Raw genomic sequence first — 25,946 nt, 5'->3', positions numbered from 1 at the left:
TCGTTGTCAGGCGTCGCCGGCCAGCACCTGGGCGATATGCAGCACGCGGGTCTGGCTGTCGCCGGTGCGGCGCAGCCGGCCTTCGATATTGAGGATGCAGCCGAGGTCGCCCAGCACCACGGCGTCGGCGCCGCTGGCCTTGATGTTGGCGCACTTCTCGTCGACGATGGCCGTCGAGATATTGCCGTACTTGACCGAGAAGGTGCCGCCGAAGCCGCAGCAGGCTTCGCAGTCCTTCATCTCGGTCAGCTGCACGCCGGGCAGGCGCGACAGCAGTTCGCGCGGTTGCTGCTTGACGCCCAGCTCGCGCAAGCCGGAACAGGAATCATGGTAAGTGATGTGGCCGGTGAAGCTGGATGGCAACGTCTCGACGCGCGCCACGTTGACCAGGAATTCGGTCAGCTCGTACACCCGTTCGCGCAGGCGCTCATAGCGGCCGTTCAGCTCCGGATCGTCGCGCAGCAGGTCGCCGTAGTGGTGTCGGACCATGCCGCCGCAGCTTCCCGACGGGACCACGATGTAGTCGAACATCTCGAACTCGCGCAGGAATTTCTCGGCGAGGTCCCGCGACACCGCGCGCTCGCCCGAGTTGTACGCCGGCTGGCCGCAGCAGGTCTGCGCCTCGGGCACCATGACCTCGTAGCCAGCGGCCTCCAGCAGCTTCAGCACCGAAAACCCGATCTCCGGACGCATCAGGTCCACCAGGCAGGTGGCGAACAGACCGACTCGCATTATTGGCTTCTCCAGACCCCAAACCCCGCAATTATGCGCGCCTTGCGCCGCGCGTGGCGCACAAACCGTTCAGCGTGGGCGTGAATCCGGTGCAACGTTCATCACTTTCCAGGACAACATCACGACGTGATTCTTACGGTAATGTCATTTCACCTATTGAAATTTTCACGATGCGAGATAGAATCAGGCAGACTCAAAAATGCCGCAAGGCAACATTTCTCCTCTTTTTCCTATGTCCGAAGCAGACAAGTCACCCGGCAAGACGTCCATCCAGGTCATCGAGCGCATGATGACCCTGCTGGACGCCCTCGCCCAGCACGCCGACCCGGTCAGCCTCAAAGAGCTGTCGCTGGCCACGGGCCTGCACCCCTCCACTGCCCACCGCATCCTCAACGATATGGTGGCCTGCCGTTTCGTCGATCGTTCCGACCCGGGCAGCTATCGTCTTGGCATGCGCCTGCTGGAGCTGGGCAATCTGGTCAAGGCGCGCCTGTCGGTACGCGACGCGGCGCTGGCGCCGATGCGCGCGCTGCACCGCGTCACGGGACAAACGGTCAACCTGTCGGTGCGGCAGGGCGATGAGATCGTGTATATCGAGCGCGCCTACAGCGAGCGCTCGGGGATGCAAGTAGTGCGCGCCATCGGCGGCCGTGCGCCGCTGCACCTGACCTCGGTCGGCAAGCTGTTCCTGGCCGCCGACGAGTCGGCGCGCGTGCGCAACTACGCCACCCGCACCGGGCTGGCCGGCCATACGCGGACCTCGATCACTGACCTGACCAAGCTGGAGCGCGAACTGAATTGGGTACGCACCAACGGCTACGCCCGCGACAATGAAGAACTGGAACTGGGCGTGCGCTGCATTGCCGCCGGCATTTACGACGATTCGCGTCGGCTGGTGGCGGGCCTGTCGCTGTCGGCCCCGGCTGACCGGCTCCAGGACAGCTGGCTGCAGAACCTGAAGGAAACCGCGCTGCAGATCTCGCGCGGCATGGGTTACGTGTCCGAAGCCGCGGCCTGACCGCCGGCCTTCGTTCCTCTGCGCCACGACGCGCGGGCCGCCAGCGATGGCGCCCCGCGCGTTTTGCATCTGGCGTCGGACATATCCGCTTTTGAGCGTTTACCCTTAGTTTTCAGATAACCAGCAAACCTTATAATCGACGGCCATGCGAACCCGTGCCGTCACCCTTACCGAACAGGTCACCCGACAGTTGCGCGCCGATATCGAAAGCGGCGCATACCCGGTCGGCACACGGCTGCCTACCGGCAAGCAGCTCTCCGAGCAATACGGCGTCAGCGCCGCGGTGATCCGTGAAGTCACGGAGCATCTGCGCTCACAGGGCTTTGTCGAGACACGCCAGGGAGTCGGCTGCACGGTGCGCTCGCGCACCGGCGCGGCGGGGTTCCAGCTGCCGAGGGAGCCTGATATCGACGCCGCCGGCCTGGCAGACCTGTACGACCTGCGCATCGACCTTGAGGGTGCCGCGGCCGCGCTGGCGGCCGTGCGCCGCACCGATGACGACGTCGCAGCGCTGGCGGCGCTGCTGGAGCGGCTGCATGCCCACCTCTACGACGGGCAGCCGGCAACCGATATCGACGCGGCCTTCCATATCGGCATCGCTGCGGCGACGCATAACCCGTACTACCGCCAGTTGCTGCAGTACCTGAACCTGCAGTTGCACCAGGCCGTCGCCACTGCGCGCGCCAATACGCTGCGCCAGCCGGGGCTGGCCGAAGGCGTGCAGGCCGAACATGAAGCCATCGTCGACGCAATCCGCCGCGGCGACGCCGAAGCAGCCCGCACCGCCGCGGTCACCCACCTGCTGAACGCGGCACGGCGTCTTGGCCTGACGCTGCGCGCACGCACCGCCAGCCCTTCCCTCGCACAGCCCTGAGAGAACGTATCCGACATGCAAACCGCACAACTCGCTCAACGCCTCACCGAAGCACTTGGCGCCGACACTGTCCTGACCAACCCCGACGACATCGCACCGTGGCTGTCTGACTGGCGCGGCATCTATCGCGGGCAGGCACAGGCCGTGGTGCGCCCGCGTTCCGTGGATCAGGTTTCGCGCGCGCTGGCGCTGTGCCAGCAGGCGGCGGTGCCGGTGGTGCCGCGCGGCGGCAATACCGGACTGTGCGGCGGCGCCACGCCCGACGCTCAGGCCGGCAATGTGGTGCTGAGCCTGGACCGCATGAACGCGGTGCGTTCGCTCGACACCATCGCCAACACCATGGTGGCCGAAGCCGGCTGCATCCTGGGCAACCTGCGCCGCGCCGCGCAAGAGGCCAACCGGTTGTTGCCCCTTTCGCTGGCGGCCGAGGACTCGTGCCAGATCGGCGGCAACCTTGCCACCAATGCCGGCGGCGTCAACGTGGTGCGCTACGGCATGACGCGCGAACTGGTACTGGGCGTGCAAGCCGTGCTGCCCAACGGCGAGGTGTTCAACGGCTTGCGCACGCTGCGCAAGGACAACACCGGCTACGACCTGAAGCAGCTGCTGATCGGCTCTGAAGGCACGCTGGGCGTGATCACGGCGGCGGCGTTGCGGCTGTTCCCGCGCACCGATACGCGCAGCGTGGTGCTGGCGGCAGTTGCTTCGCCGGCGCAATCACTGGAGCTGTATGAACTGCTGTTCGCACAGTGCGGCGCGCGCCTGCAGGCGTTCGAGTTTTTTACCGGCGATTGCCTGGACCTGGTGCTGACGCATGCGGAAGGCGTGCAGGAACCCTTCGCGCAGCGCTACCCCGCCTATGTGCTGGTGGAACTGGCGGACACCACGGATGAGGACGGGCTCAACGCATTGCTCGAGCGCGTGATCGGCGAAGCGTTGGAGCGCGAGCTGTGTCTGGACGCGGCGGTCTCGGCATCCCTGGCGCAACTGCAGGCGATGTGGAAACTGCGCGAGGAGATCTCCGAAGCGCAGCGCGCCGATGGCCCGCACCTGAAGCACGACGTGTCGCTGCCGATCGAGCAGATCCCGGCGTTCATGACGTCAATGGAAAGCCGGCTGCGCGCGCTCGATCCGGCGATCCGGCCCTTTATCTTTGGCCATTTCGGCGATGGCAACCTGCACTACAACCTGTCGCGCCCGGCGGGCGCCCCCAGGGACTGGGCGGCGACCCGGGGCGATGCGGTCACTGACGCGGTACTGGATGAAGTGATGCGCTACGGCGGCAGCATCAGCGCCGAGCATGGCATCGGCCAGCTCAAGCGTCACGCCTTCCTGGCGGCCAAGGATCCGCTGGAGCTGCGGCTGATGCGAGAGATCAAGGCGGTGTTCGATCCGGCCGGGATCATGAACCCCGGCAAGCTGCTCTGAGCGTACTCGGCCGGCAATAAAAAAACGCGCCGGGATTCGGCGCGTTTTTCATTGCAGGTCAGCGATCAGATGCCGCGCGCCTGCTGCGAAGCCAGGATCGCGTGCGCGCCGCCCGGACGCTGCGTCAAATTAGGGGACGAGGGAAAGCCATGCTGTTGCGACGGCGAATGCTCCAGCCAATCCTTGACGCGGTTGGCATCGGCGAAGCGCGACAGCTTGCCCGCCGAATCCAGGAACACCATCACCACATTGCGGCCCTGCACGCGCGCCTGCATCACCAGGCACTGGCCAGCCTCGGAGATAAAGCCGGTCTTCTGCAGGCCGATGTCCCAGTTGCCGCCGCGCACCAGGCGGTTGGTGCTGACATAGTGCTGCGTGCGGCCCAGCACGTTGACTTCATGCTCGGTCTGGGTCGAGAACTCGCGGATGGTCGGGTTGCGGTACGCGGCATTGACCATGCGCACCAGGTCCATCGCGCTCGACACGTTGCTGCTCGACAGGCCGCTCGAGTCGACAAAGTGGCTGTCGTTCATGCCCAGTTCGCGCGCCTTGCGGTTCATCGCCTGCACGAAAGACGGCAGGCCACCCGGATAATTGCGGCCCAGCGCCGAGGCGGCACGGTTCTCGGACGACATCAGCGCAAGCAGCAGCAGTTCCTGGCGGGTCAGCTGCGTACCGAAGCGCAGGCGCGAGCTGCTGTGCTTTTCGGTGTCGCGATCTTCCTCGCTGATGGTCAGCACCTCGTCCATCGGCAAGCGCGCGTCCATCACCACCAGCGCGGTCATCAGCTTGGTGATCGAGGCGATCGGCAGTACCGCGGAGGCGTTCTTCTGGAACAGCACCTCGTTGGAGCCCTGGTCCATCACCAGCGCCACGCTGGAGCGCAGCGCAAGCGCGTCTTCCGTGTCGCGCAGCCCCATCGCCTCGCCCAGCGACGGCTTGGCAGGCGTGAACACGGCGCGCACCGGCGCCACGCGTTGGGCGGCCACGACCTGGCGCTTGCCGTTCTTCAGCACGATGACCTTGCGCGCGGAACGGGCTTCGCTCTTCGCGACCCTGCTGCTGCGCGACTTCGCGGTCACATCTTTAGAGGTGGATTTTTTGGTGACTTTAGCGTTGGTTGCCTGCTTTTTTGTCGCTTTTTGCGTACTGGCAGGTTTGCTGGCAGCTTCAGCGAAGGGAGCTGCAACCATCGACACCGACACCAGCACCGCGGCGGCAACGGCGGACAAAGGCGTAGAGCCGAAGAATCTGGAAAAAATGGAATCAGACCGAAACATGATTCGTTCAGCGCATCAAGAATGGCGCTAGTTTAGGAAATTAAGAAATTGTTAGCAAGATTAAAGACTTACAGACGCTCCTTAAAGTTCGATTTGCAAACATTTCCACATGGTGAAAAAAGTTGACCAGAGGTCACGTTTACAAACGAACTGCATTCGCTCCGCCTTGCTTACCCCAGTAACAATCGCTGCCAATGCGGCAATTCGCTCTCTATATCGGCAGCAATCGTTACACATTGATACAAACCTCTCTATGAGAGGAAACGCGCAAATCCGCTCACCGGCTCCCGTTCGGTGGCAAGGCGATTCTCCGGCGCGTCCGGATCGGCAAACCCCAGCGACATGCCGCACACCACCATTTCCTCCGGCGGCAACAGCAAGTGGCTGGCAATGATCTTGTGGAACTGCGTAAATGCCGCCTGCGGACAGGTATCCAGCCCGCGCGCCCGCGCGGCGACCATGATGCTTTGCAGGAACATGCCGTAATCGAGCCAGCTGCCCTGCTCCATGATGCGGTCGATGGTAAAGATCATGCCCACCGGCGCATCGAAGAAGCGGAAGTTGCGAGCGTGCTGCTCATGCATGCGCGCCTTGTCCTCGCGGCTGATCTCAAGCAGACCGTACAGGTCCCAGCCCACCTTGCGCCGCCGCGCCAGGTAGGGGTTGGCCCATTCGCGGGGGTAGTATGGGTACTCCTCCAGGTACTTGCTGTCGCGCTCGGGGTCGGCGTAAGCGGCAAGGACATCGGCGCACAACTTTGCCTTGGCATCGCCCGACAGGACATAGACCCGCCATGGCTGCGTATTGGTGCCGGAGGGGGCGCGGCTGGCGACGGCCAGGATGTCTTCCACGGTCTCGCGCGGCACGGGCGTATCGAGGAAGGCCCGCACCGACCGCCGCGTCAGGATCGCGCGATCCACGCACTCCACGGTGTCCGGCGAACCCGGTTGCCTCTCGAGGGACATCTTGTTCGTCTCCATTGCCCCGCCCTTACCCTTGCGCACCTGCCGCCGCCAGCGGCAGCAGCGCCTCGCGCAGCGGCGCCGGCAGCGGTACCGGCCGGCGCGTGGCGCGATCGACATAGACGTGGATGAAATGCCCTTGCGCGGCGGCAACCTCGTTGTCGCCGCTGAACAGGCCGACCTCATAGCGCACGCTCGACGTGCCGAGCCTGGCGACGCGCAAGCCTGCGACCACGGTCTCCGGGAAGCTGAGCGACGAGAAGTAGTTGCACTGCGTCTCGATCACCAGCCCGATGGTCTTGCCCGACTCGATATCGAGCGCGCCCTGCCGGATCAGGTAGGTATTCACCACGGTGTCAAAATAACTGTAGTAGACAACGTTGTTAACGTGGCCATAGACATCGTTATCCATCCAACGCGTCGTGATCGGCTGGAAGTACGGATAGGCACTGCGCGGCTCGGCTTGTGGTTTCATGGGGCGAGGAAGGAACTGGGCAAGAACGGAAAATGGAATCGGAGTGCCGTAAGGCAACCGTCAATGCGTCCGCCACTGCGACACGAACGCACCAGTGCTACTTGCGGATGACCAGTGCCACCCCTAGCGCAGCAAGCACCATGCCGGCGGCGGCGAGCGGCGGGAAGCGTTCGCCGAAGAGAAGCCAGGCCATCACGGCGGTGGTCGGCGGCGTCAGGTACATGAGACTCGACACCTTCGTCGCCGCACCCTGACGGATCAGCAGGAACAGCAGCGAGATGGCGCCGATCGACAACGCCACCACCGACCACGCCAGCGCACCGATCATGGAAGCGGTCCACTGCACTGCGCGGGTCTCGAACAGGAACATGAACGGCAGGCAAGCCAGCGCAGCGGCGCCGAACTGGATCACTGATCCCATGCGCAGGTCAAAGACCGGGCAGAAGCGCTTCTGGTAGACCGTGCCAACGGTGATGCTGAGCAGCGCGCCGACCGCCAGCGCCAGGCTTGCCGGCGTCAGCGCGCTGGTGCCGAGCTTGTTGGCTACCACCAGCGCCACGCCGGCAATACCCAGCAGCAGGCCCAGCCACTGGCGCCCGCTGATGCGCTCGCCCAGCCGCGCGGCGATCAGTGCGGTCAGGATCGGCTGCATGCCCGCGATCAGCGCCGACACGCCAGCCGGCATGCCAAGCTTGATCGCTGCCCACACGCCGCCGAGGTAGCCGGCCTGCAGCAGCAAGCCGGCCACGGCAAGATGGCCGACCATGCGCCAGTCGGTATGCGCCGTGCCCGCCACGCGTGGCAACCGCACGCCGGCCAGCAGCACGAACGGCACCATCAGCACCAGTACGCCGACAAAGCGCAGGAACAGGAATGTCATGGGCTCCGCATACGGCATGCCGTACTTGGCGACGATGAAGCCGGTGCTCCAGATCAGCACGAACAGCCACGGCATCGCCGCCACCCACGGCGTCGGGCGGGTGCCGGCTTCAGCCGCGCGGCCGGGTTCCGCCGCGGTACTCATGACGCCGCCGCCAGCGCGCCGTGGCGGGCATGGTATTGCGCTGCCAGGCGCACCGTCTGTGCGTGGACCGCTACCGTGTCTTCGATCTGGTTGCCGTAGCCGCCGGCCATCGCCACCGCCACCGGCAGTCCGCGCCCCATGGCGGCGTCGAATACCAGCTGGTCGCGCCGGGCCAGGCCGGCGAAAGTCAGCCTGAGCCGCCCGAGGCGGTCGCCCTCGTGTGGATCAGCGCCGGCCAGATAGATCAGCAGGTCGGGCGCGAAGCGGCTGAACAGCGCATCCAGCGCCGCCTGCAGCGCACCGGCATAGGTGTCGTCGTCGCAGCCGTCCGGCAGGCCGACGTCGAGGTCACTGGCTTCTTTGCGGAACGGGTAGTTCTTCTCGCCGTGCAGCGACAGCGTGAACACGGAGGGGTCGCCTTGCAGGATCGATGCCGTGCCGTTGCCCTGGTGCACGTCGAGGTCGACCACGGCCACGCGGCGCACGTCGCCGTCGCGCTGCAGCACGCGCGCTGCAATGGCAGCGTCATTGAACACGCAGAAGCCGCCACCCTTGTCGGCATACGCGTGATGCGTGCCGCCGGCGAGGTTCACGGCAACACCTTCGCGCAATGCTGCCCGGCACGCTGCGATGGTGGCGCCGGCGGAGCGCCGCGAGCGCTCGACCATGGCTTCGGACCAGGGGAAGCCGATTTCGCGCTGGCGGGCCGCATCCAGCGTTCCGGCGGAAGCGGCTTGCACGTATTCCGGCGTATGCGCCAGCAGCAGCGCATCGTCGCCGGCGCGCGGCGCCTCAGCCAGGCGCAGGCCAGGGACCTGGGCGGCGACCGCGTCGCGCAGCATGCTGTACTTGCGCATCGGAAAACGGTGTCCCGGCGGCAGCGGCAACACAAAATGGTCGGCGTAGAATGCAAGCATGGATTTGGCCTGTGCGGTTCTGTTCACGTCTTATCGGTTTCGCAGGCGGCGGCCAGCCGTACAGCGAGGCAATCCGCGATGGTAGCACCCCTGCCCGGGGCACGCCGGACGCGGGGGGATGCCGGTTGCACCACAATTTGCCGTGCCGCCGCGATCTTTTTTGTGCAACGCACAAAATGCGCTTGACATTAAACCCGGCTCCCCTAAAATTGGAATTGTTGCGGCGCATCAAAGCATCGGGCGCGGCACATAACCACCCACATACGCCTTGGGCTGGCCGAAACGGGACACACACCGTCACGGCCCTGACATCTAGGCGGCTTAATTTTGCTTGACCTTGAAGTTCACCACTGGAGACCAGCAATGATCCTGACCCCGGAACAAGTCGCAGCAGCACAAAAAGCAAACCTGGAAACGCTGTTCGGCCTGACTACCAAGGCATTTGAAGGCGTCGAGAAGCTTGTCGAACTGAACCTGCAGGTCGTGAAGACCACGTTCGCCGAGAACGTGGAAAACGCCAAGAAGGCCCTGTCGGCCAAGGACGCACAAGAACTGCTGGCCCTGCAGGCCGCAGCCGTGCAGCCGGTCGCGGAGAAGACCCTGGCTTACACCCGTCACCTGTACGAAATCGCTTCGGAAACCCAGAGCGAATTCACCAAGGTGGCCGAGGCCCAACTGGCCGAAGGCTCGAAGAACGTTCAGGCGCTGGTCGAAAACTTCGCCAAGAACGCCCCGGCCGGTTCGGAATCGACCGTGGCCATCGTGAAGTCGGCGATCTCGGCTGCCAACAACGCCTACGAGTCGGTGCAGAAGGCGACCAAGCAAGCTGTCGAAATCGCTGAAACCAACTTCCAGGCTGCTGCGTCCGCCGCGACCAAGGCTGCCCAGCAAGCCAGCGCCACGGCCCGCACGGCCACGGCGAAGAAGACGACTGTTGCCTGATAGCAGTTTGTCTTGACGATGGACCGGCTCCGGCCGGTCCGTTGGCAAAGCGCATCGATGCGGCATCTTGCCGGTGCGTTTTGCCAACGATGATGGTGGTGTCCCGACCGAGGATAGCGGCACTGCCTAGTCTGCCGATGTCTCCTCGGTACCGCGGTCTCCTTGTCCAAAGGTATCGTTAAAGCCTGGCCTGATGGCCGGGCTTTTTTTTGCTCGTCACCTGCGTCTGCCTCGCCTCGAGCGCCTGGCCAGCCTGCTGTCCCGGTTGCCTCCGGCTTCCGACCCTCCGCCTGCGACAGTACCCACAACATGGTCCCCACCGCCTCGGCCTGGGACCGCGTACAGGTTTGTCAAAGATCGCGCGTAGTTGCGTACGCACCGTGGCCGTCGTAGGGCGGCCGACGTCCAAGCCCGAGCCGCGCCCTGCCGGCCATCTTTGCGGACGCAAGTAGCTCCTGGCGGTTAATTGCGTTATCGGGCAAAAAAGAACCCGCCATTGCAGCGGGTTCTTCTACTACGGCAGCAATTCTCAGCGCTTGCGCGGTGGCGGCACGTCGGTACACGTACCTTCGTAAATTTCCGCTGCCATGCCGATCGATTCGCCCAGCGTCGGGTGCGGGTGGATGGTCTTGCCGATATCCACCGCATCCGCGCCCATCTCGATCGCCAGGCACACTTCGCTGATCAGGTCGCCTGCGTGCATACCGACGATGCCGCCGCCGATCACGCGATGCGTTTCTTCGTCGAAGATCAGCTTGGTAAAGCCCTCGTCGCGGCCATTGGCGATGGCGCGGCCCGAAGCGGCCCACGGGAACACACCCTTGCTGTACTTGATGCCCTGCGCCTTGCATTCGTCCTCGGTCAGGCCGGCCCAGGCCACTTCCGGATCCGTAAAGGCCACCGACGGGATCTGCTTGGCATCGAAGAAAGCCTTCTCGCCATGCGCGGCTTCCGCGGCGACGTGGGCTTCATGCACGGCCTTGTGCGCCAGCATCGGCTGACCGACGACATCGCCGATCGCGAAGATATGCGGCACGTTGGTGCGCATCTGCTTGTCGACGTTGATAAAGCCCCGGTCGGTCACGGCCACGCCGGCCTTCTCGGCGCCGATGCGCTTGCCGTTGGGCGCGCGGCCCACCGATACCAGCACCAGGTCGTAGCGCTGCGCCTCGGCCGGCGCCTGCTCGCCCTCGAACTTGACGTAGACGCCGTCCGGCTTGGCTTCCACCCCGACGGTCTTGGTATTCAGCATGACCTTGCCGAAGCGGTCCTTGTTCTTCTTTTCCCAGACCTTGACCAGGTCGCGGTCGGCACCGCCCATCAGGCCCGGCAGCATTTCGACGACATCGATCTCGGCGCCCAGCGTGCTGTACACCGTGGCCATTTCCAGGCCGATGATGCCGCCGCCGATGACCAGCATCTTGTTGGGGACTTCCGGCAGTTCGAGCGCGCCGGTCGAGTCGACGATGCGCGGGTCTTCCGGGATGAAGGGCAGCTTCACCGCCTGGCTGCCGGCGGCGATGACGGCCTTCTCGAAGCGGATCACGGTCTTCTTGCCGGTGCTGCGCTTGCCCTCGCCCTCGGTCAGCTCGACCTCCAGGTGATGCGGATCGAGGAAGTTGCCGATGCCGCGCACCACCTGCACCTTGCGCGCCTTGGCCATGCCGGCCAGGCCGCCGGTCAGCTTGCCGACCACCTGATTCTTGTAGTGGCGCAGACCGTCGAGGTCGATCTTGGCTTCGCCGAACAGGATGCCGTGGGCGGCCAGCGCCTTGGCCTCGTCGATCACGGCGGCGTTGTGCAGCAGTGCCTTGGAGGGGATGCAGCCCACGTTCAGGCAGACGCCGCCCAGCGTGCTGTAGCGTTCGACCAGCACGGTGTTCATGCCCAGGTCGGCGGCGCGGAATGCGGCCGAGTAGCCGCCGGGGCCAGCGCCCAGCACCAGCATGTCGCACTGGATGTCGGCACTGCCGCTATGCGTGGCGGCGGCAGGCGCCGGGGCCGCGGCAGCCGGCGCGGGTGCAGCGGCCGGAGCCGGAGCTTGCGCGGGCGCCGGGGCAGCGGCGGCGGCCTGGGCTTCGACGGTGCAGATCACCGCGCCCTGGCCGACCTTGTCGCCCACCTTGACCTTGACCTCCACCACCTTGCCGGTGGCCGACGACGGCACGTCCATGCTCGCCTTGTCGGACTCCAGCACGATCAGGGACTGTTCCGTCTCGACCGTATCGCCGGCCTTGACCAGTACCTCGATCACTTCCACCGCGTCGAAATCGCCGATATCCGGCACCTTGACTTCGATCACACTCATGTTTGCTCCTCAATGCGCGCCCGCCTTTCGGCTTCAGGGCGCGCCGTCGTTGTTGGTTGCCGCATCCGCCGCCGGCGCTGCGCCATTGCCTGCTTCGTGCAGCCGCACCGCATGGACTTCGATCGGTCCCGATGAACTCTTGTCGAACTCCACGCCCGCATCGACGCCGATGCGCGCGATCTCGCCCGCATCCAGGTCCGGCCGGTCATACACCGCATGCATCGCGCCGAGCGCGTAGTTGCGGCCCGAGCCGATGCCCCAGAAACGGTCGAACGAAAACACCTCGCGATACGAGTAGACGCCGAAGATGCCTGCCGGATTGGCGATCAGGCACACGATCTGCGACGACTCGTAGGGATCGTCCTCGTCTTCCTTGGTGTTGACGAAGTAGTCCGTCTTCAGCTTCTCATGCACCTTCAGGAAGGTGCGGAACACGTCATCGCGCGAGCCCAGCCGGCACTCCTCGCCCATGCCCGCCAGCAGCGTGCGCATGACCGGGAAGTGCGCGGTCGTCCCGGCCAGCGCGATAAATCCGTCGCCGACCGGAAAGACTTTCTGGTTGCGCTCATACGCGCGCGACAGCCGCGTATCGCCGAAGGTGACCAGCGCGTCCGCCGCGATCGCCACCTCGGCGCCCTTCTTGACGACAACACAGGTAGTCATGGCTCGCTCCTATCGTCCGGCTTGCGCGCGCACCGGCAGAACCGGTGCGCGCCGCCGCGTTAGAGCAGGATACGGCGGAAATCCGCCAGCAATTGCGCGAAGTACGTGTTGAAGCGCGCGGCCTCGGCACCGTCGATGACGCGATGGTCCCACGACAGCGACAGCGGCAGCGTCAGGCGCGGCGCAAACTGCTTGCCGTCCCACACCGGCTTCTGGAACGACTTGCACACGCCCATGATGGCAACTTCCGGCGCGTTGATGATCGGCGTGAAATACGTGCCGCCCAGGCCGCCCAGCGAGGAGATCGAGAAGCAGCCGCCCTGCATCTGGTCGGGCTTGAGCTTGCCGTCGCGCGCCAGTTTGGCCAGCTCGCCCATTTCCTGGCTGATCTCCAGCACGCCCTTCTTGTCGGCGTCCTTGATCACGGGCACGACCAGACCGTTCGGAGTGTCGGCGGCGAAACCGATGTTGAAGTATTTCTTCAGCACCAGGTTGTCGCCGTCGAGCGAAGCGTTGAAGTTCGGGAACTTCTTCAGCGCCGCGACCGTGGCCTTGATCATGAAAGCCAGCATGGTCACCTTGATGCCGGACTTCTCGTTTTCCTTGTTCAGCTGCACGCGGAAGGCTTCCAGCTCGGTGATGTCCGCTTCGTCATGGTTGGTGACGTGCGGGATCATGACCCAGTTGCGGTGCAGGTTGGCACCGGAAATCTTCTTGATGCGCGACAGGGCCTTGCTTTCCACCTCGCCGAAGCGGGTGAAATCGACCTTCGGCCACGGCAGCAGGCCAAGCTCGCCACCGCCGCCGCCAGCCGCGGCAGCCTGGGCCGGCGCAGCGGCCTGGCCGGTCATCACGCCCTTGACGTAGTTCTGCACGTCCTGCTGGGTGATGCGGCCCTTGGGGCCGGTGCCGGCCACGCGCGACACGTCGACGCCCAGCTCGCGCGCGAACTTGCGCACCGACGGGCTGGCGTGTGCGGCCTTGCCGCTGACGCCAGCGACGGCCGGCGCGGCGGCAGGCGCTGCTGCCGGAGCCGGGGCAGCCGCGGCTGCGGGTGCCGGGGCGGGCGCGCTGGCAGCGGCCGGTGCCGGAGCCGCCGCAGCGGCCGGAGCCGGTGCTGCTGCCGCGCCGGCGCCTTCCAGGATCAGCAGCAGCGTGCCTTCGGACACGTTGTCGCCGACCTTGACCTTGACTTCCTTGACCACGCCGCCCTGCGGCGAGGGCACGTCCATGGTGGCCTTGTCCGATTCCAGCGTCACCACCGCGTCTTCGGCGCTGATGGTGTCGCCCGGCTTGACGTGGACTTCGATGACCGGCACGGCATCGTAGTCGCCGATATCGGGCACCTTGACTTCGATGGTGCCGCCGCTGGCGGCAGGGGCCGGAGCCGGCGCTGCGGCCGGAGCGGGAGCCGGTGCGGGGGACGCGGCGGCTGGCGCCGGTGCCGGCGCTGCGGCAGCGGGGGCCGGTGCCGCGGAAGCCTCGTTGGCCGCTTCCAGCATCACCAGGACCGAGCCTTCGGATACGTTGTCGCCCACCTTGATGCGGACGTCCTTGACCACGCCGGCCTGCGGCGAGGGCACGTCCATGGTGGCCTTGTCCGATTCCAGCGTCACCAGCGCGTCTTCCGCGTTGATGGTGTCGCCGGGCTTCACATGCACTTCGATGACGGGAACGGCGTCATAGTCGCCGATATCCGGCACCTTGATTTCAATCGCTTGACTCATTCAGTGTCTCCTGGGCAGGCCAGCGCGCATGACATCCGCAAGCGGCGAGATTACCTTCGCCGCCCGCTTCTGTCACGCCGCCGTGCCGCAAGGCGCCTTCGGCGTCAGGCCGGGGCGCCCGCGGCACGGCGTAGCCGTACTGCGGGTGTGGGTGCTGGCTGCCGGATCAGACCGACATCGGGTTGGGCTTGCTCGGGTCGAGGTTGTACTTCTTGATGGCCTCGGCCACCTTGTCGCGGCTGATGGCGCCCTCGTCGGCCAGCGCCTTGAGCGCGGCCAGCGTGACCCAGTGGCGATCCACTTCAAAGAAGTGGCGCAGCTTCTCGCGGGTATCCGAGCGGCCGAAGCCGTCGGTGCCCAGCACCACGTAGCGGCGCGGCACGAACGGGCGGATCTGCTCGGCGAAGGCGCGCACGTAGTCGGTCGAGGCGATCACCGGACCGCGGGCCGACTTCAGCTTCTGCGTGACGAACGACTCGCGCTGCGTCTCGGACGGATGCAGCAGGTTGTAGCGCTCGGCGGCCTGGCCTTCGCGGGCCAGTTCGGTGAAGCTCGGGCAGCCCCACAGGTCGGACTCGACGCCCCAGTCCTTCTTCAGCAGTTCGGCGGCGGCAATCACCTCGCGGAAGATCGTGCCCGAGCCCAGCAGCTGCACGCGCGGCGCGTTGCTGTTCTCGACGCCCTTGCGGAACTGGTACATGCCCTTGACGATGTCCTGCTCTACGCCAGCCGGCATTTCCGGATGCTCGTAGTTCTCGTTCATCACCGTCAGGTAGTAGTAGACGTCTTCCTGCTCGGCGTACATGCGGCGCAGGCCGTCCTGCATGACCACCGCCAGTTCGTACTGGAAGGTCGGGTCGTACGAGATGCAGTTCGGGATCGCGGCGTGGAACACGTGCGAGTGGCCGTCTTCGTGCTGCAGGCCTTCGCCGTTCAGCGTGGTGCGGCCGGCGGTGCCGCCCAGCAGGAAGCCACGCGAGCGCATGTCGGCAGCGGCCCAGCACAGGTCGCCGATACGCTGGATGCCGAACATCGAGTAGTAGATGTAGAACGGGATCATCTGCACGCCGTGCGTCGAGTACGACGTGGCGGCGGCGATCCAGTCGCACATGGCGCCGGCTTCGTTGATGCCTTCCTGCAGCACCTGGCCAGTCTGCGATTCCTTGTAGAACATCAGCTGGTCATGGTCTTCCGGCACGTATTTCTGGCCTTCCTGGTTCCAGATGCCGACCTGGCGGAACAGGCCTTCCATGCCGAAGGTGCGCGACTCGTCCGGCACGATGGGCACCACGTGCTTGCCGATCTGCTTGTCTTTCAGCAGCGTGTTCAGGATACGGACGAAGGCCATGGTGGTGGACACTTCGCGGCCTTCGCCGGTGGCCTTCAGCAGCGCGTCGAACGCCGACAGTTGCGGCACCGGCAGCGCCTCGGCCTTCTGGCGGCGGGCCGGCAGGTAGCCGCCCAGGTTCAGGCGCGCCTGGCGCATGTACTCCAGTTCCTTCGAGCCTTCCGGGAAGGTGATGTACGGCACCTCTTCCAGCTGGTCGTCGGCAACGGGCAGGTTGAACTGGTCGCGGAACTTGCGGATTGCGTCCACCGGCATCTTCTTCTGCTGGTGGGCCACGTTCATGGCCTGGCCGGCGTCGCCCATGCCATAGCCCTTGATGGTCTTGGCCAGGATCAGCGTGGGCTGGCCCTTGTGCTCGCTGGCGGCCTTGTAGGCGGCGTAGATCTTGTGCGGGTCGTGGCCGCCGCGGTTCAGGCGCCAGATGTCCTCGTCGGACCAGTCGGCGACCATCGCCTTCAGCTCAGGCGTGTTGAAGAAGTGTTCGCGGACGTAGGCGCCGCCCTTGGCCTTCATGGTCTGGTATTCGCCGTCCACGCAATCCATCATGCGCTTCATCAGCAGGCCCTTGGTGTCGCGGGCCAGCAGCGAATCCCACTTGCTGCCCCACACCACCTTGATCACGTTCCAGCCGGCGCCGCGGAACTCGGATTCCAGTTCCTGGATGATCTTGCCGTTGCCGCGCACCGGGCCGTCCAGGCGCTGCAGGTTGCAGTTGATGACAAAAACCAGGTTGTCGAGCTTCTCGCGGCCGGCCATGCCGATCGCGCCCAGCGATTCCGGCTCGTCGGTCTCGCCGTCGCCCAGGAAGGCCCATACCTTGCGGTCGCCGGCCTTGGCCAGGCCGCGGCTGTCCAGGTACTTCATGAAGCGGGCCTGGTAGATGGCCATGATCGGCCCCAGGCCCATCGACACGGTCGGGAACTGCCAGAAATCCGGCATCAGCCACGGGTGCGGGTACGACGAGATGCCCTTGCCGTCGACTTCCTGGCGGAAGTTGTCGAGCTGGTCCTGGCTCAGGCGGCCCAGCAGGAAGGCGCGCGAGTACACGCCCGGTGCCGAGTGGCCCTGCACGAAGACCAGGTCGCCGCCGCTCTGTTCCGAGGGGGCACGCCAGAAATGGTTGTAGCCGACGTCATACAGCGTGGCCGCCGAGGCAAACGAGGAGATATGGCCGCCGACGTTGGTGTGCTTGTTGGCGCGCAGCACCATCGCCATGGCGTTCCAGCGGGTGTACGAGCGGATGCGGTGCTCGATGTCCTGGTCGCCGGGGATACGGGCCTGCTGCTCCACCGGAATGGTGTTGATGTACTGCGTCTCGGCGTGGAACGGCTGGGTCACGCCGTTCACGCGTGCGTACTCGATCTGCTTGTCGATCAGGAACGCGGCGCGCGCAGGGCCCTCGGCGGCGAGGACGCCCTGCAGGGCATCCAGCCATTCATGGGTTTCCTGGGGATCGGCGTCGTTGGCGCTGGATGCGCCGAGAATCTGCTCTGGTACGGCGGACATGACTGTCTCCTGGGTGAATTCGTGCTTCCGTGCCTGCGCTTCCGGCGCCGGCCTGGGGGCTTTACGGGTTGACTCGCACCGTTGCGGGTTCAGCGCTGCCGCGCCTTGCATCGGGGCCGCCGCCGGGGAACCTGTTCCGGTCCCTCCGCGCGGCAGGCGCATGGCTACCGCCCGCATTCTTGGGTCGAACCGATTCTATGGAAGCCCATTTGCCAACACAAGTGAAATTTTCAAATTGCGATATCGTTTTTTGCAATGTGAAATAATGACGCGGTGCACCAACAATCATGTCCCGGCCGGCCTGCCGCCAGCCACAAGGGCGGCGGCACGGGCAGCGGCAGCCGGGATTTCATTGGCGCTTTCCCCAAGCGACGCACCGCAATAATCTCGGTACACTGGCAGGTCAGCCGTCAATCCCTCCCATGCCGTTCCTCGATCTCTTCCTTTCCCGCCTGCGCGCAGCCATGCTCTCACCCGATGCCTCGGGTACAGCCAAGGCCGCCGGTGGCGATCCCGGCCACACCCCCTCCCCGGCGGCCGGGCTTGGTCCGATCGACACGCTCGGCCCCGACGACGGCGCGCCGGTAGCGGCGCCCCGCGGCCTGTGGTGGCTGCGCTGGCGCAACCTGGTCGCCACCAGCTGGTTCATGTTCATCCCGCTGGTCGCGATCGTGCTGTTCACGGTGGCGATGGGCGTGATCCTGTGGTCGCTGCACGAGACCGAGCGCCAGCAGCAGCGCGACGCGCTGTACCGCGACGCCGCCTGGGCGCAGCAGCGCGTACGCTTGTCCCTGCTCAGCAACCAGGACCAGCTGGCCTCACTGGCGCGCGACATCGCCGCGGCACAACTGGAGCAAGGCGCCTACCGCACCGCGGCGCAGGAAATCCTGCGCGAGAACCCCGAGATCGTCTTTATCAACTGGCTCGACGCCACCAAGCGCGGCCGCTGGTCGCTGCCGTCGACGTCCGAGTTCGCGGTGCGCCTGCGCGAGAACCAGGACCAGCCGCTCGAACCCGAAGTGCTGGACACCTTCGATGCCGCGCGCGAAACCCAGCGCGTGGTCTACTCGCGCCCGCTGGTCAACGACCGCGGCGACAGCTTCATGCTGATGCAGGTGCCGATCGTGCGCGACAACGAGTTCCTCGGCACGCTCGGCGCGCTTTACTCGATCAACGGCATCCTCACGCACCTGCTGCCGCCTGAGCTGACCGAGCGCTACCGCTTCTCGCTGATCGACAAGAACAACCAGACCCGCGCCAGCACCTCGCTGCGGCCGGTCCCGGGCAACGCGCTGTCGTACGAGGTGCTGCTCGATCCGCCGGGCCACTCGCTGTCGCTGCGCGCCGACGCCTACCCGCCACCGTCGAACCTGCCCAACAACATGCTGCTGTGGCTGGTGGTGGGCTTGTCCTGCTTCCTGCTGTGGAGCCTGTGGAGCATGTGGCGCCACACCAGCCGCCGCTCCGAGGCGCAGCGCGCGCTGCTGGCTGAGACCTCGTTCCGCCGCGCGATGGAAAACTCGATGTTGATCGGCCTGCGCGCGCTCGACCTGAACGGCCGCATCACCTACGTCAACCCCGCCTTCTGCCGCATGACCGGCTGGCAGGAGAACGACCTGGTCGGGCGCCTGCCGCCCTTCCCCTACTGGCCGCCCAACGACCAGCAGGAGATGCAGAAGCAGATCGACCTGACGCTGCAGGGCAAGTCGCCCGCCGGCGGCTATGAGATGCGCACGATGCGCCGCGACGGCAGCAGCTTCTACGCACGCATGTACGTGTCGCCGCTGGTGGACAGCCGCGGCCGCCATACCGGCTGGATGAGCTCGATGACGGACATCACCGAGCCCAAGCGCGCGCGCGAGGAACTGGCCGCCGCGCATGACCGCTTCACCACGGTGCTGGAGAGCCTGGACGCGGCGGTGTCGGTGCTTGCCACCGACAAGGCCGAGCTGCTGTTCGCCAACCGCTACTACCGGCAGCTGTTCGGCTGGGAGGCCGAGGGCCACCTCAAGCTGGCCGGCGACGAGCTCGACAAGGAACAGGTCTCGAGCGACAACGCCGACTATGTCGATGCCTACGCCGGCCTGCCCGCTTCGGAACTGATGCCTTATGCGTCGGACGCGCGCGAGGTGTTCGTACCCGACATGCAGAAATGGTTCGAGGTGCGCCGCCGCTATATCCAGTGGGTCGACGGCCACCTGGCGCAGATGCAGATCGCCACCGACATCACGGTGCGCAAGGCCGCCGAGGAAATGGCACGCCAGCATGAAGAACGCCTGCAGTTCACCAGCCGCCTGACCACCATGGGCGAGATGGCGTCGTCGCTGGCGCATGAACTGAACCAGCCGCTGGCCGCAATCAATAACTACTGCATGGGCGCGGTGGCGCGACTGCATTCGGGCCGCAGCACGCCGGAGGACCTGATCCCGGTGCTGGAGAAGACGTCGGCGCAGGCCGTGCGCGCCGGCACCATCATCAGCCGCATCCGTGGCTTCGTGAAGCGCAGCCAGCCACAACGGCGCGAGGCGTCGCTGCACGACATCGTCGCCGATGCCGTGGGCCTGGCCGACCTGGAGGCGACCCGGCGCCGCGTCACCATCCTGACCCGGCTGCCGGCACCGCCGATGACCATCTATGTCGACCCGGTGCTGATCGAGCAGGTGCTAGTGAACCTGCTCAAGAACGCGGTCGAGGCCATGGCCGGCCTGCCGGCGCTGCACGCCGGCGGCGTGGTGCGCCTGCATGCGCGCGTGGAGCCGGGCGAGATCGGTGACAACATCCATATCGACGTCATCGACCAGGGCCCGGGCGTCGACGAGGCCACCAAGGAGCGCCTGTTCGAGCCCTTCTTCAGCACCAAGTCCGACGGCATGGGCATGGGGCTGAACATCTGCCGCTCGATCATCGAGTCGCACCAGGGCCGGCTGTGGGTGGAGAACAATATCGACGGCGTCGGCTGCACCTTCAAGATCATGCTGCCGCTGCATCCCGTGATGGCCGAGCAATAATCCCCGCATTCCACCGCTGTCCGATTCATTCCGGACACCCCCGCAAGGCCGGCGCCAGACCCCCTACGCAGGTGGGGGATCCGTCTCGCCACAGAGGCCCCGGGGCGGTTACACTTCGCAGCAATGAATTGTTGTCCCGAGGAGACTACATGACCGCAACGCCAAACCCCACGCCCCACCGCGGCGAGACCGTGTTCATCGTCGACGACGATGAAGCCATGCGCGACTCGCTGACCTGGCTGCTGGAGGGCAATGGCTACCAGGTTCGCAGCTTTACCAGCGCCGAGCAGTTCCTCGCCGCCTACGACGCCGGCCAGGTGTCCTGCCTGATCCTCGACGTGCGCATGCCCGGCATGAGCGGCCCGGAACTGCAGGAGCGGATGATCGCCGAGAACATCAATATTCCGATCGTCTTCATCACCGGCCACGGCGACGTGCCCATGGCGGTCACGACCATGAAGCGCGGCGCGATCGACTTCATCGAGAAGCCGTTCGACGAATCCGAACTGCGCGCGCTGGTCGAGCGCATGCTGCAGAAGGCCCGCACCGACCATTCCGCCGCGCGCGAGCAGCGCGCCGCCAAGGACCTGCTGGGCAAGCTGACCACGCGCGAGCAGCAGGTGCTGGAGCGTATCGTGGCCGGTCGCCTGAACAAGCAGATCGCCGACGACCTGGGCATTTCCATCAAGACGGTGGAGGCGCACCGCGCCAACATCATGGAAAAGCTCAACGTCAACACGGTCGCCGACCTGCTGCGCCTGGCGCTGTCGCGCAACAGCTGACCCGACGGGCCGGCAGCACCGTGCAGGCTGGCTCCGTCATGTGGCCGGCCGCTTGCCGGGCGCACCCAGGCGTCCAGTCCCTCCCTGGCGCCCGGTCCCTTCCTAGTTCTTCAGGTATTCCTCGTCCCGGAAGGTGACCACCCATTGTGGCCGGTAGACCACAAAGATGGCCACCAGCATACCGGTCAGGAAAGCCTCGCCAAACGCCAGGATCAGCGTTGCCGTCAGCGTTTCGGCCACGGTGAACGGCAGCCCCGGCGCCATCACGTGCCGCCACGCCGCCTGCACCCCGCCGGCGCCCAGCGCGGCCAGACCCGCGGTGAAATAGCCGTGTCCCAGGATGAAGACGAACGGATGGCGCGGCAGCCAGCGCCGCATCAGCGCCTGCAGGCCTGCCGAGAGCAGCGCCGGCACCAGCGCCAGCCAGGTATAGCGCACCCATAGCGAAGGCCAGTCGAACAGCTCCCAGCCGTGCCCGGCGAGGTACTCCAGCCCAAACAGCGACACCAGGTCCACCACGAACAGCGACAGCAGCGCCAGCGGCAGCCCGAACAGCGTCACCATCAGCGTGGCGCCCATCAACTGGATCACCAGGCCGCCGACCAGCGTGGCACGAACCGTCCACAGCAGCGCCACCAATACCATTGCGCCCAGCCAGGCGTGCTGCAGCGCATTGCGCCGCAGCAGCTGCCACGGCCGCCGCGTCAGCGCCCACAGCAGCCCGGCGAGGGACACGACAATCAGCAGCGGATCGGACAGCAGGGACGGGAGCGCGGTGTGCATGCGGCCGATGCTACCAGCGCCGCACCCGGCCAACCCTTGCCGCCGGTCAAGCTGCGCGCGCCAGCCCGCACTGACCCTTTATAATTCGCCTTTGATCCGCTTGCCTGCATGCCGGGCACACGCCACTCGCGGCCAAGAATCTGCCAAAACCCGCCTAAACCCGCCTAAACCGGTCTTTTCCCCCATGTCTGCCCAACTGATCGACGGCAACGCCCTTGCCAAACAAATCCGTTCCGAAGCCGCCCAGCGCGCCGCCAGCCTGACCGAACGCGGCCACCGCCCCGGACTGGCCGTGGTCCTGGTCGGTGAAGACCCGGCCAGCCAGGTCTACGTGCGCAACAAGGTCAAGGCCTGCCAGGACAACGGCTTCCACTCCTCGCTCGACCGCTACCCGGCCGACCTGTCCGAGGCGGAATTGCTGGCCCGCATCGACGCGCTCAACCAGGACCCGAGCATCCACGGCATCCTGGTCCAGCTGCCGCTGCCCAAGCACATCGACAGCCACAAGGTGCTGGAAGCGATTGCCCCGGAAAAGGATGTCGACGGCTTCCACGTCGCCAACGCCGGCGCGCTGATGACCGGCGCCCCGCTGTTCCGCCCGTGCACCCCGTACGGCTGCATGAAGATGCTGGAATCGATCCAGTACCCGCTGCGCGGCGCGCGTGCCGTGGTGGTGGGCGCCTCGAACATCGTCGGCAAGCCCATGGCGATGCTGCTGCTGCAGGCTGGCGCCACCGTCACCATCTGCAACAGCAAGACGCGCGATATCGGCGCCCATACCCGCGAGGCTGACGTGGTGGTGGCCGCGGTCGGCAGGCGCAACCTGATCACCGCCGACATGGTCAAGCCGGGCGCCGTCGTGATCGACGTCGGCATGAACCGCGACGACAACGGCAAGCTGTGCGGCGACGTGGACTTCGCCGGCGTGCGCGAGGTGGCCGGCTACATCACGCCGGTGCCGGGCGGCGTCGGCCCGATGACCATCACCATGCTGCTGGTCAACACGCTGGAAGCAGCGGAACGCGCCGCGGGCTGAAGCCCCTGCGCGTTCGGCGTACATTGGACTTGCATCCGACGTACAGTACGCCACACGGGGTGCTGGAAATGCCCGCACCCCGCCCCCATCTGCGGGGCATCGACCTTTGAGGCCAGCCAACCGAGAACACGCCATGGACCAAGCTGCCGACGCCACCACCTCGACCAACGCGACCAACGCGACCAGCAACCCGCTGCTGGACTTTTCCGACCTGCCCCGCTTTGCCGAAATCCGGCCCGAGCACATCAGCCCGGCGCTGGACGTGCTGCTGGAACACGCGCAGCAGGCCGTCGCCCGCGCCGAGGATCCGGCCACGCCGGCCGACTGGGCCAACGCCGTGCAGGCGCTGGAAGTCGCCACCGAGCCGCTGGGCCGCGCCTGGGGCGTGGTCAGCCACCTGAGCGCCGTCGCCGACACGCCGGAGCTGCGCAAGGCGCACGCCGACAACCTGCCGCGCATGACCGAGTTCTGGTCGTCGCTCGGCCAGAGCCTGGCGCTGTATGAAAAGTACAAGGCGCTGGCCGCCAGCCCCGAGTTTGCCGGCATGAGCGCGGCACGCCACCAGCTGATCGAGAACGAACTGCGCGGCTTCCGCCTGGGCGGCGCCGAGCTGCCTGAAGACCGGAAACCGCGCTTTGCCGAAATCCAGGAGCAGCAGGCGCAGCTGTCCAAGGCCTTCTCCGATCATGTGCTGGACGCCACCAACACCTACGCACTGATCATCGAGGACGAGGCACGGCTCGCCGGCCTGCCCGACGATGCGAAGGAAGCCGCCCGCCACGCCGCCGAGAAAGACGGCAAGGCCGGATGGAAGTTCACGCTGCACTTCCCCTCGTACTTCCCGGTGCTGCAGTACGCCGACGACCGCGCGCTGCGCCAGACGCTGTACGAATCCAATGTCACGCGCGCCTCGGAACTCGGCCAGCAGTACGGCCAGGGCCAGGCGGATTGGGACAACACTGCCAACATGCGCGACCAGCTGGCGCTGCGCCGTGAAGAAGCGCAGATGCTCGGCTACCAGTGCTACGGCGAAGTCTCGCTGGTGCCGAAGATGGCCGAGTCGCCGGCCGAAGTACTGAAGTTCCTCGACGAACTCGCCGTCAAGGCACGCCCGTACGCCGAGAAGGACTGGGCCGAACTGAAGGCCTTCGCCGCCGCCGAACTCGGCCTGTCCGACCTGCAGCCCTGGGACGTGGCCTACGCCTCGGAAAAACTGCGCCAGCAGCGCTATGCGTTCTCCGAGCACGAGGTCAAGCAGTACTTCCCGGAGCCCAAGGTGCTGGAAGGCCTGTTCGGCGTGGTGCAGAAGCTGTTCTCGGTGCGTATCGAGGCCGAGCCGGCGCAGACCTGGCACAAGGACGTGCGCTTCTTCCGCGTGACCACCGCCGACGGCACGCTGCTGGCCCAGTTCTACATCGACCTGTACGCGCGCGAAGGCAAGCGCGGCGGCGCGTGGATGGACGATGCGCGCGGCCGCAAGGTGCTGGAGCAAGGCGGCGTGCAGACGCCGGTCGCGTACCTGACCTGCAACTTCTCCGCGCCGGTGGGCAACAAGCCCGCGTTGTTCACGCACGACGAAGTGATCACGCTGTTCCATGAGTTCGGTCACGGCCTGCACCACATGCTGACGCAGGTGGGCGAGCTGGGCGTGTCGGGCATCAACGGCGTGGAATGGGATGCGGTGGAACTGCCGTCGCAGTTCATGGAAAACTTCTGCTGGGAGTATGAAGTGCTGACCGGCATGACCCAGCACGTCGACACCGGCGCGCCGCTGCCGCGCACGCTGTTCGACCGCATGCTGGCCGCCAAGAACTTCCAGAACGGCATGATGACGCTGCGCCAGATCGTGTTCTCGTCGTTCGACATGCACCTGCATACGGACTTCGACCCGGCCGGCGCCACCTCGGTGCTCGAGCTCTCGCGCCAGATCAACGACCGCGTGCACGTGGTGCCGCAGCATCCGCTGTCGCGCTGGCCGAATACCTTCAGCCATATCTTTGCCGGCGGCTACGCGGCGGGATACTACAGCTACAAGTGGGCGGAGGTGCTGTCGGCCGACGTCTATGCGGCGTTTGAAGAAGCGGCGCAGCTGTCGGGCACCGTGCTCGACAGCGAGACCGGCGCGCGCTACCAGCGCGAGATCCTGTCGGTGGGCGGCAGCCGCCCGGCGATGGAATCCTTCGTCGCGTTCCGCGGCCGCGCGCCGCAGATCGATGCGCTGCTGCGCCACGGCGGGATGGCGGCATGAGCGCGGTTGCACTGCCCACCAGTGGTCCGCTGCGCATCGCCAGCTGGAACGTCAACTCGCTCAAGGTGCGCCTGCCGCAGGTGCTGCAATGGCTGGCCGAGCAGGACCAGGCCGGCGCGCCGATCGACGCGCTGTGCCTGCAGGAACTGAAGCTGCCGGACGACAAGTACCCGCTGGCCGAACTGGAAAATGCCGGCTTCCACAGCATCTACACCGGCCAGAAGACGTACAACGGCGTGGCCATCGTCGCCCGCGACGCCAGCATGCCCGGGCCGGCTGACGTGGTGCGTAACATCCCGGGCTTCGAGGATGCGCAGCAGCGCGTGATCGCCGCCACCTATGGCGACCTGCGGCTGGTCTGCGCCTACTTTCCCAACGGCCAGTCGCCCGAGTCGGAAAAGTTCACGTACAAGCTCAAGTGGCTGGAAGCGATGACAGCGTGGTTGCGCGAGGAAATGCAGCGCCATCCGCGCCTCGCGCTGCTGGGCGACTTCAATATCGCGCCCGAAGACCGTGACGTGCACGACCCGGCCAAGTGGGTGGGCCAGAACCTCGTGTCGCCGCCGGAGCGCGCCGCCTTCACCGCACTGGTGGAACTGGGCCTGGCCGATGCTTTCCGCAGGTTCGAGCAGCCGGAGAAGAGCTTCTCCTGGTGGGATTACCGCATGATGGCGTTCCGCCGCAATGCCGGGCTGCGCATCGACCATATCCTGCTGTCGCCGGCGCTGGTGGAGCAATGCTCCGCCTGCGCGATCGACCGCGTGCCGCGCACCTGGGAACAGCCCTCGGATCACACGCCGGTGGTCGCCACGCTGCACTGCGGCTGACGCCCGCCAGGGGCTGCGGCTGCCGCGGCACGCGCCGCCCCAGTCCACGCGTTCACGC

At 66.0% G+C, this 25,946-nt stretch carries 20 protein-coding genes; 9 read left to right on the top strand and 11 right to left on the bottom strand.

Features of this window, described 5'->3' with window-relative positions; genetic code table 11:
• Positions 1-6: 6 nt before the first annotated feature.
• On the bottom strand, positions 7-732 hold the full coding sequence (locus CTP10_RS06020) for a (Fe-S)-binding protein (RefSeq protein WP_116317760.1): 726 nt from the start codon (positions 730-732) through the stop codon (positions 7-9).
• Between the two features lie 232 nt (positions 733-964).
• Here CTP10_RS06020 and CTP10_RS06015 point away from each other — a divergent pair, with 232 nt between their 5' ends.
• From CTP10_RS06015 to CTP10_RS06005, 3 genes are all read left to right on the top strand, one after another.
• Positions 965-1,750 (top strand): IclR family transcriptional regulator, encoded by a 786-nt coding sequence (locus CTP10_RS06015; RefSeq protein ID WP_029047693.1) that lies wholly within the window; start codon positions 965-967, stop codon positions 1,748-1,750.
• Positions 1,751-1,895: 145 nt separating this feature from the next.
• Positions 1,896-2,624 carry a FadR/GntR family transcriptional regulator gene (locus CTP10_RS06010; protein WP_116317759.1) on the top strand — a complete coding sequence of 243 codons (729 nt, stop codon included), beginning with the start codon at positions 1,896-1,898 and terminating at the stop codon, positions 2,622-2,624.
• Positions 2,625-2,639: 15 nt separating this feature from the next.
• On the top strand, positions 2,640-4,052 hold the full coding sequence (locus tag CTP10_RS06005) for an FAD-binding oxidoreductase (RefSeq protein ID WP_116317758.1): 1,413 nt from the start codon (positions 2,640-2,642) through the stop codon (positions 4,050-4,052).
• A 65-nt stretch (positions 4,053-4,117) separates the two neighbouring features.
• Here the strand turns inward: CTP10_RS06005 and pbpG are convergent, their stop codons facing one another.
• From pbpG to CTP10_RS05980, 5 genes are all read right to left on the bottom strand, one after another.
• The gene (pbpG, locus tag CTP10_RS06000) at positions 4,118-5,332 is read right to left on the bottom strand and encodes a D-alanyl-D-alanine endopeptidase (protein ID WP_116317757.1); all 1,215 of its coding nucleotides are present in this window, start codon (positions 5,330-5,332) and stop codon (positions 4,118-4,120) included.
• Positions 5,333-5,583: 251 nt separating this feature from the next.
• Entirely contained in the window at positions 5,584-6,297 is a 714-nt protein-coding gene (locus tag CTP10_RS05995) for a nitroreductase (protein WP_116317756.1), read from the bottom strand.
• Between the two features lie 25 nt (positions 6,298-6,322).
• Positions 6,323-6,769 carry an acyl-CoA thioesterase gene (locus tag CTP10_RS05990; RefSeq protein WP_116317755.1) on the bottom strand — a complete coding sequence of 149 codons (447 nt, stop codon included), beginning with the start codon at positions 6,767-6,769 and terminating at the stop codon, positions 6,323-6,325.
• A gap of 97 nt (positions 6,770-6,866) precedes the next feature.
• The gene (locus CTP10_RS05985) at positions 6,867-7,793 is read right to left on the bottom strand and encodes a DMT family transporter (protein WP_116317754.1); all 927 of its coding nucleotides are present in this window, start codon (positions 7,791-7,793) and stop codon (positions 6,867-6,869) included.
• The gene (locus CTP10_RS05980) at positions 7,790-8,710 is read right to left on the bottom strand and encodes a histone deacetylase family protein (RefSeq protein WP_116317753.1); all 921 of its coding nucleotides are present in this window, start codon (positions 8,708-8,710) and stop codon (positions 7,790-7,792) included. Before CTP10_RS05980 ends, CTP10_RS05985 begins: the two co-directional genes overlap by 4 nt.
• Positions 8,711-9,073: 363 nt before the next feature.
• On the opposite strand from CTP10_RS05980, the gene phaP1 reads away from it, so the two are divergent.
• A complete protein-coding gene (gene phaP1, locus CTP10_RS05975) occupies positions 9,074-9,652 on the top strand; it encodes a TIGR01841 family phasin PhaP1 (RefSeq protein WP_063238608.1) in 579 nt (192 codons plus the stop codon).
• A 529-nt stretch (positions 9,653-10,181) separates the two neighbouring features.
• Here the strand turns inward: phaP1 and lpdA are convergent.
• From lpdA to aceE, 4 genes are all read right to left on the bottom strand, one after another.
• Positions 10,182-11,960: a dihydrolipoyl dehydrogenase gene (gene lpdA, locus CTP10_RS05970; RefSeq protein ID WP_116317752.1), complete on the bottom strand. Its 1,779-nt coding sequence runs from the start codon at positions 11,958-11,960 to the stop codon at positions 10,182-10,184.
• A 33-nt stretch (positions 11,961-11,993) separates the two neighbouring features.
• Positions 11,994-12,623, bottom strand: a complete 630-nt coding sequence (locus tag CTP10_RS05965; RefSeq protein ID WP_116317751.1) for an MFS transporter — start codon at positions 12,621-12,623, stop codon at positions 11,994-11,996.
• 59 nt (positions 12,624-12,682) lie between these two features.
• Positions 12,683-14,350: a dihydrolipoyllysine-residue acetyltransferase gene (gene aceF, locus CTP10_RS05960; RefSeq protein ID WP_116317750.1), complete on the bottom strand. Its 1,668-nt coding sequence runs from the start codon at positions 14,348-14,350 to the stop codon at positions 12,683-12,685.
• A gap of 166 nt (positions 14,351-14,516) precedes the next feature.
• Positions 14,517-17,204 (bottom strand): pyruvate dehydrogenase (acetyl-transferring), homodimeric type, encoded by a 2,688-nt coding sequence (gene aceE / locus CTP10_RS05955; RefSeq protein ID WP_116317749.1) that lies wholly within the window; start codon positions 17,202-17,204, stop codon positions 14,517-14,519.
• Positions 17,205-17,626: 422 nt separating this feature from the next.
• On the opposite strand from aceE, the gene CTP10_RS05950 reads away from it, so the two are divergent.
• On the top strand, positions 17,627-20,212 hold the full coding sequence (locus tag CTP10_RS05950; RefSeq protein WP_116317748.1) for a PAS domain S-box protein: 2,586 nt from the start codon (positions 17,627-17,629) through the stop codon (positions 20,210-20,212).
• Positions 20,213-20,361: 149 nt separating this feature from the next.
• The gene (locus tag CTP10_RS05945; RefSeq protein WP_116317747.1) at positions 20,362-20,994 is read left to right on the top strand and encodes a response regulator transcription factor; all 633 of its coding nucleotides are present in this window, start codon (positions 20,362-20,364) and stop codon (positions 20,992-20,994) included.
• A gap of 102 nt (positions 20,995-21,096) precedes the next feature.
• Here CTP10_RS05945 and CTP10_RS05940 read toward each other — a convergent pair whose 3' ends face one another.
• On the bottom strand, positions 21,097-21,777 hold the full coding sequence (locus tag CTP10_RS05940; RefSeq protein ID WP_116317746.1) for an energy-coupling factor ABC transporter permease: 681 nt from the start codon (positions 21,775-21,777) through the stop codon (positions 21,097-21,099).
• 184 nt (positions 21,778-21,961) lie between these two features.
• On the opposite strand from CTP10_RS05940, the gene folD reads away from it, so the two are divergent.
• The 3 genes from folD to xth all read left to right on the top strand — a co-directional run bounded on the left by folD (position 21,962) and on the right by xth (position 25,888).
• A complete protein-coding gene (folD, locus tag CTP10_RS05935; protein ID WP_116317745.1) occupies positions 21,962-22,813 on the top strand; it encodes a bifunctional methylenetetrahydrofolate dehydrogenase/methenyltetrahydrofolate cyclohydrolase FolD in 852 nt (283 codons plus the stop codon).
• 133 nt (positions 22,814-22,946) lie between these two features.
• Positions 22,947-25,061: a M3 family metallopeptidase gene (locus tag CTP10_RS05930; RefSeq protein WP_116317744.1), complete on the top strand. Its 2,115-nt coding sequence runs from the start codon at positions 22,947-22,949 to the stop codon at positions 25,059-25,061.
• Positions 25,058-25,888, top strand: a complete 831-nt coding sequence (xth, locus tag CTP10_RS05925) for an exodeoxyribonuclease III (RefSeq protein ID WP_199414510.1) — start codon at positions 25,058-25,060, stop codon at positions 25,886-25,888. Before CTP10_RS05930 ends, xth begins: the two co-directional genes overlap by 4 nt.
• Positions 25,889-25,946 lie beyond the last annotated feature (58 nt).

Origin of the sequence: Cupriavidus sp. P-10 (assembly GCF_003402535.2) — a bacterium.
Classification (GTDB): Bacteria; Pseudomonadota; Gammaproteobacteria; order Burkholderiales; family Burkholderiaceae; genus Cupriavidus.
This window is presented reverse-complemented; position numbering and strand designations above follow the sequence as displayed.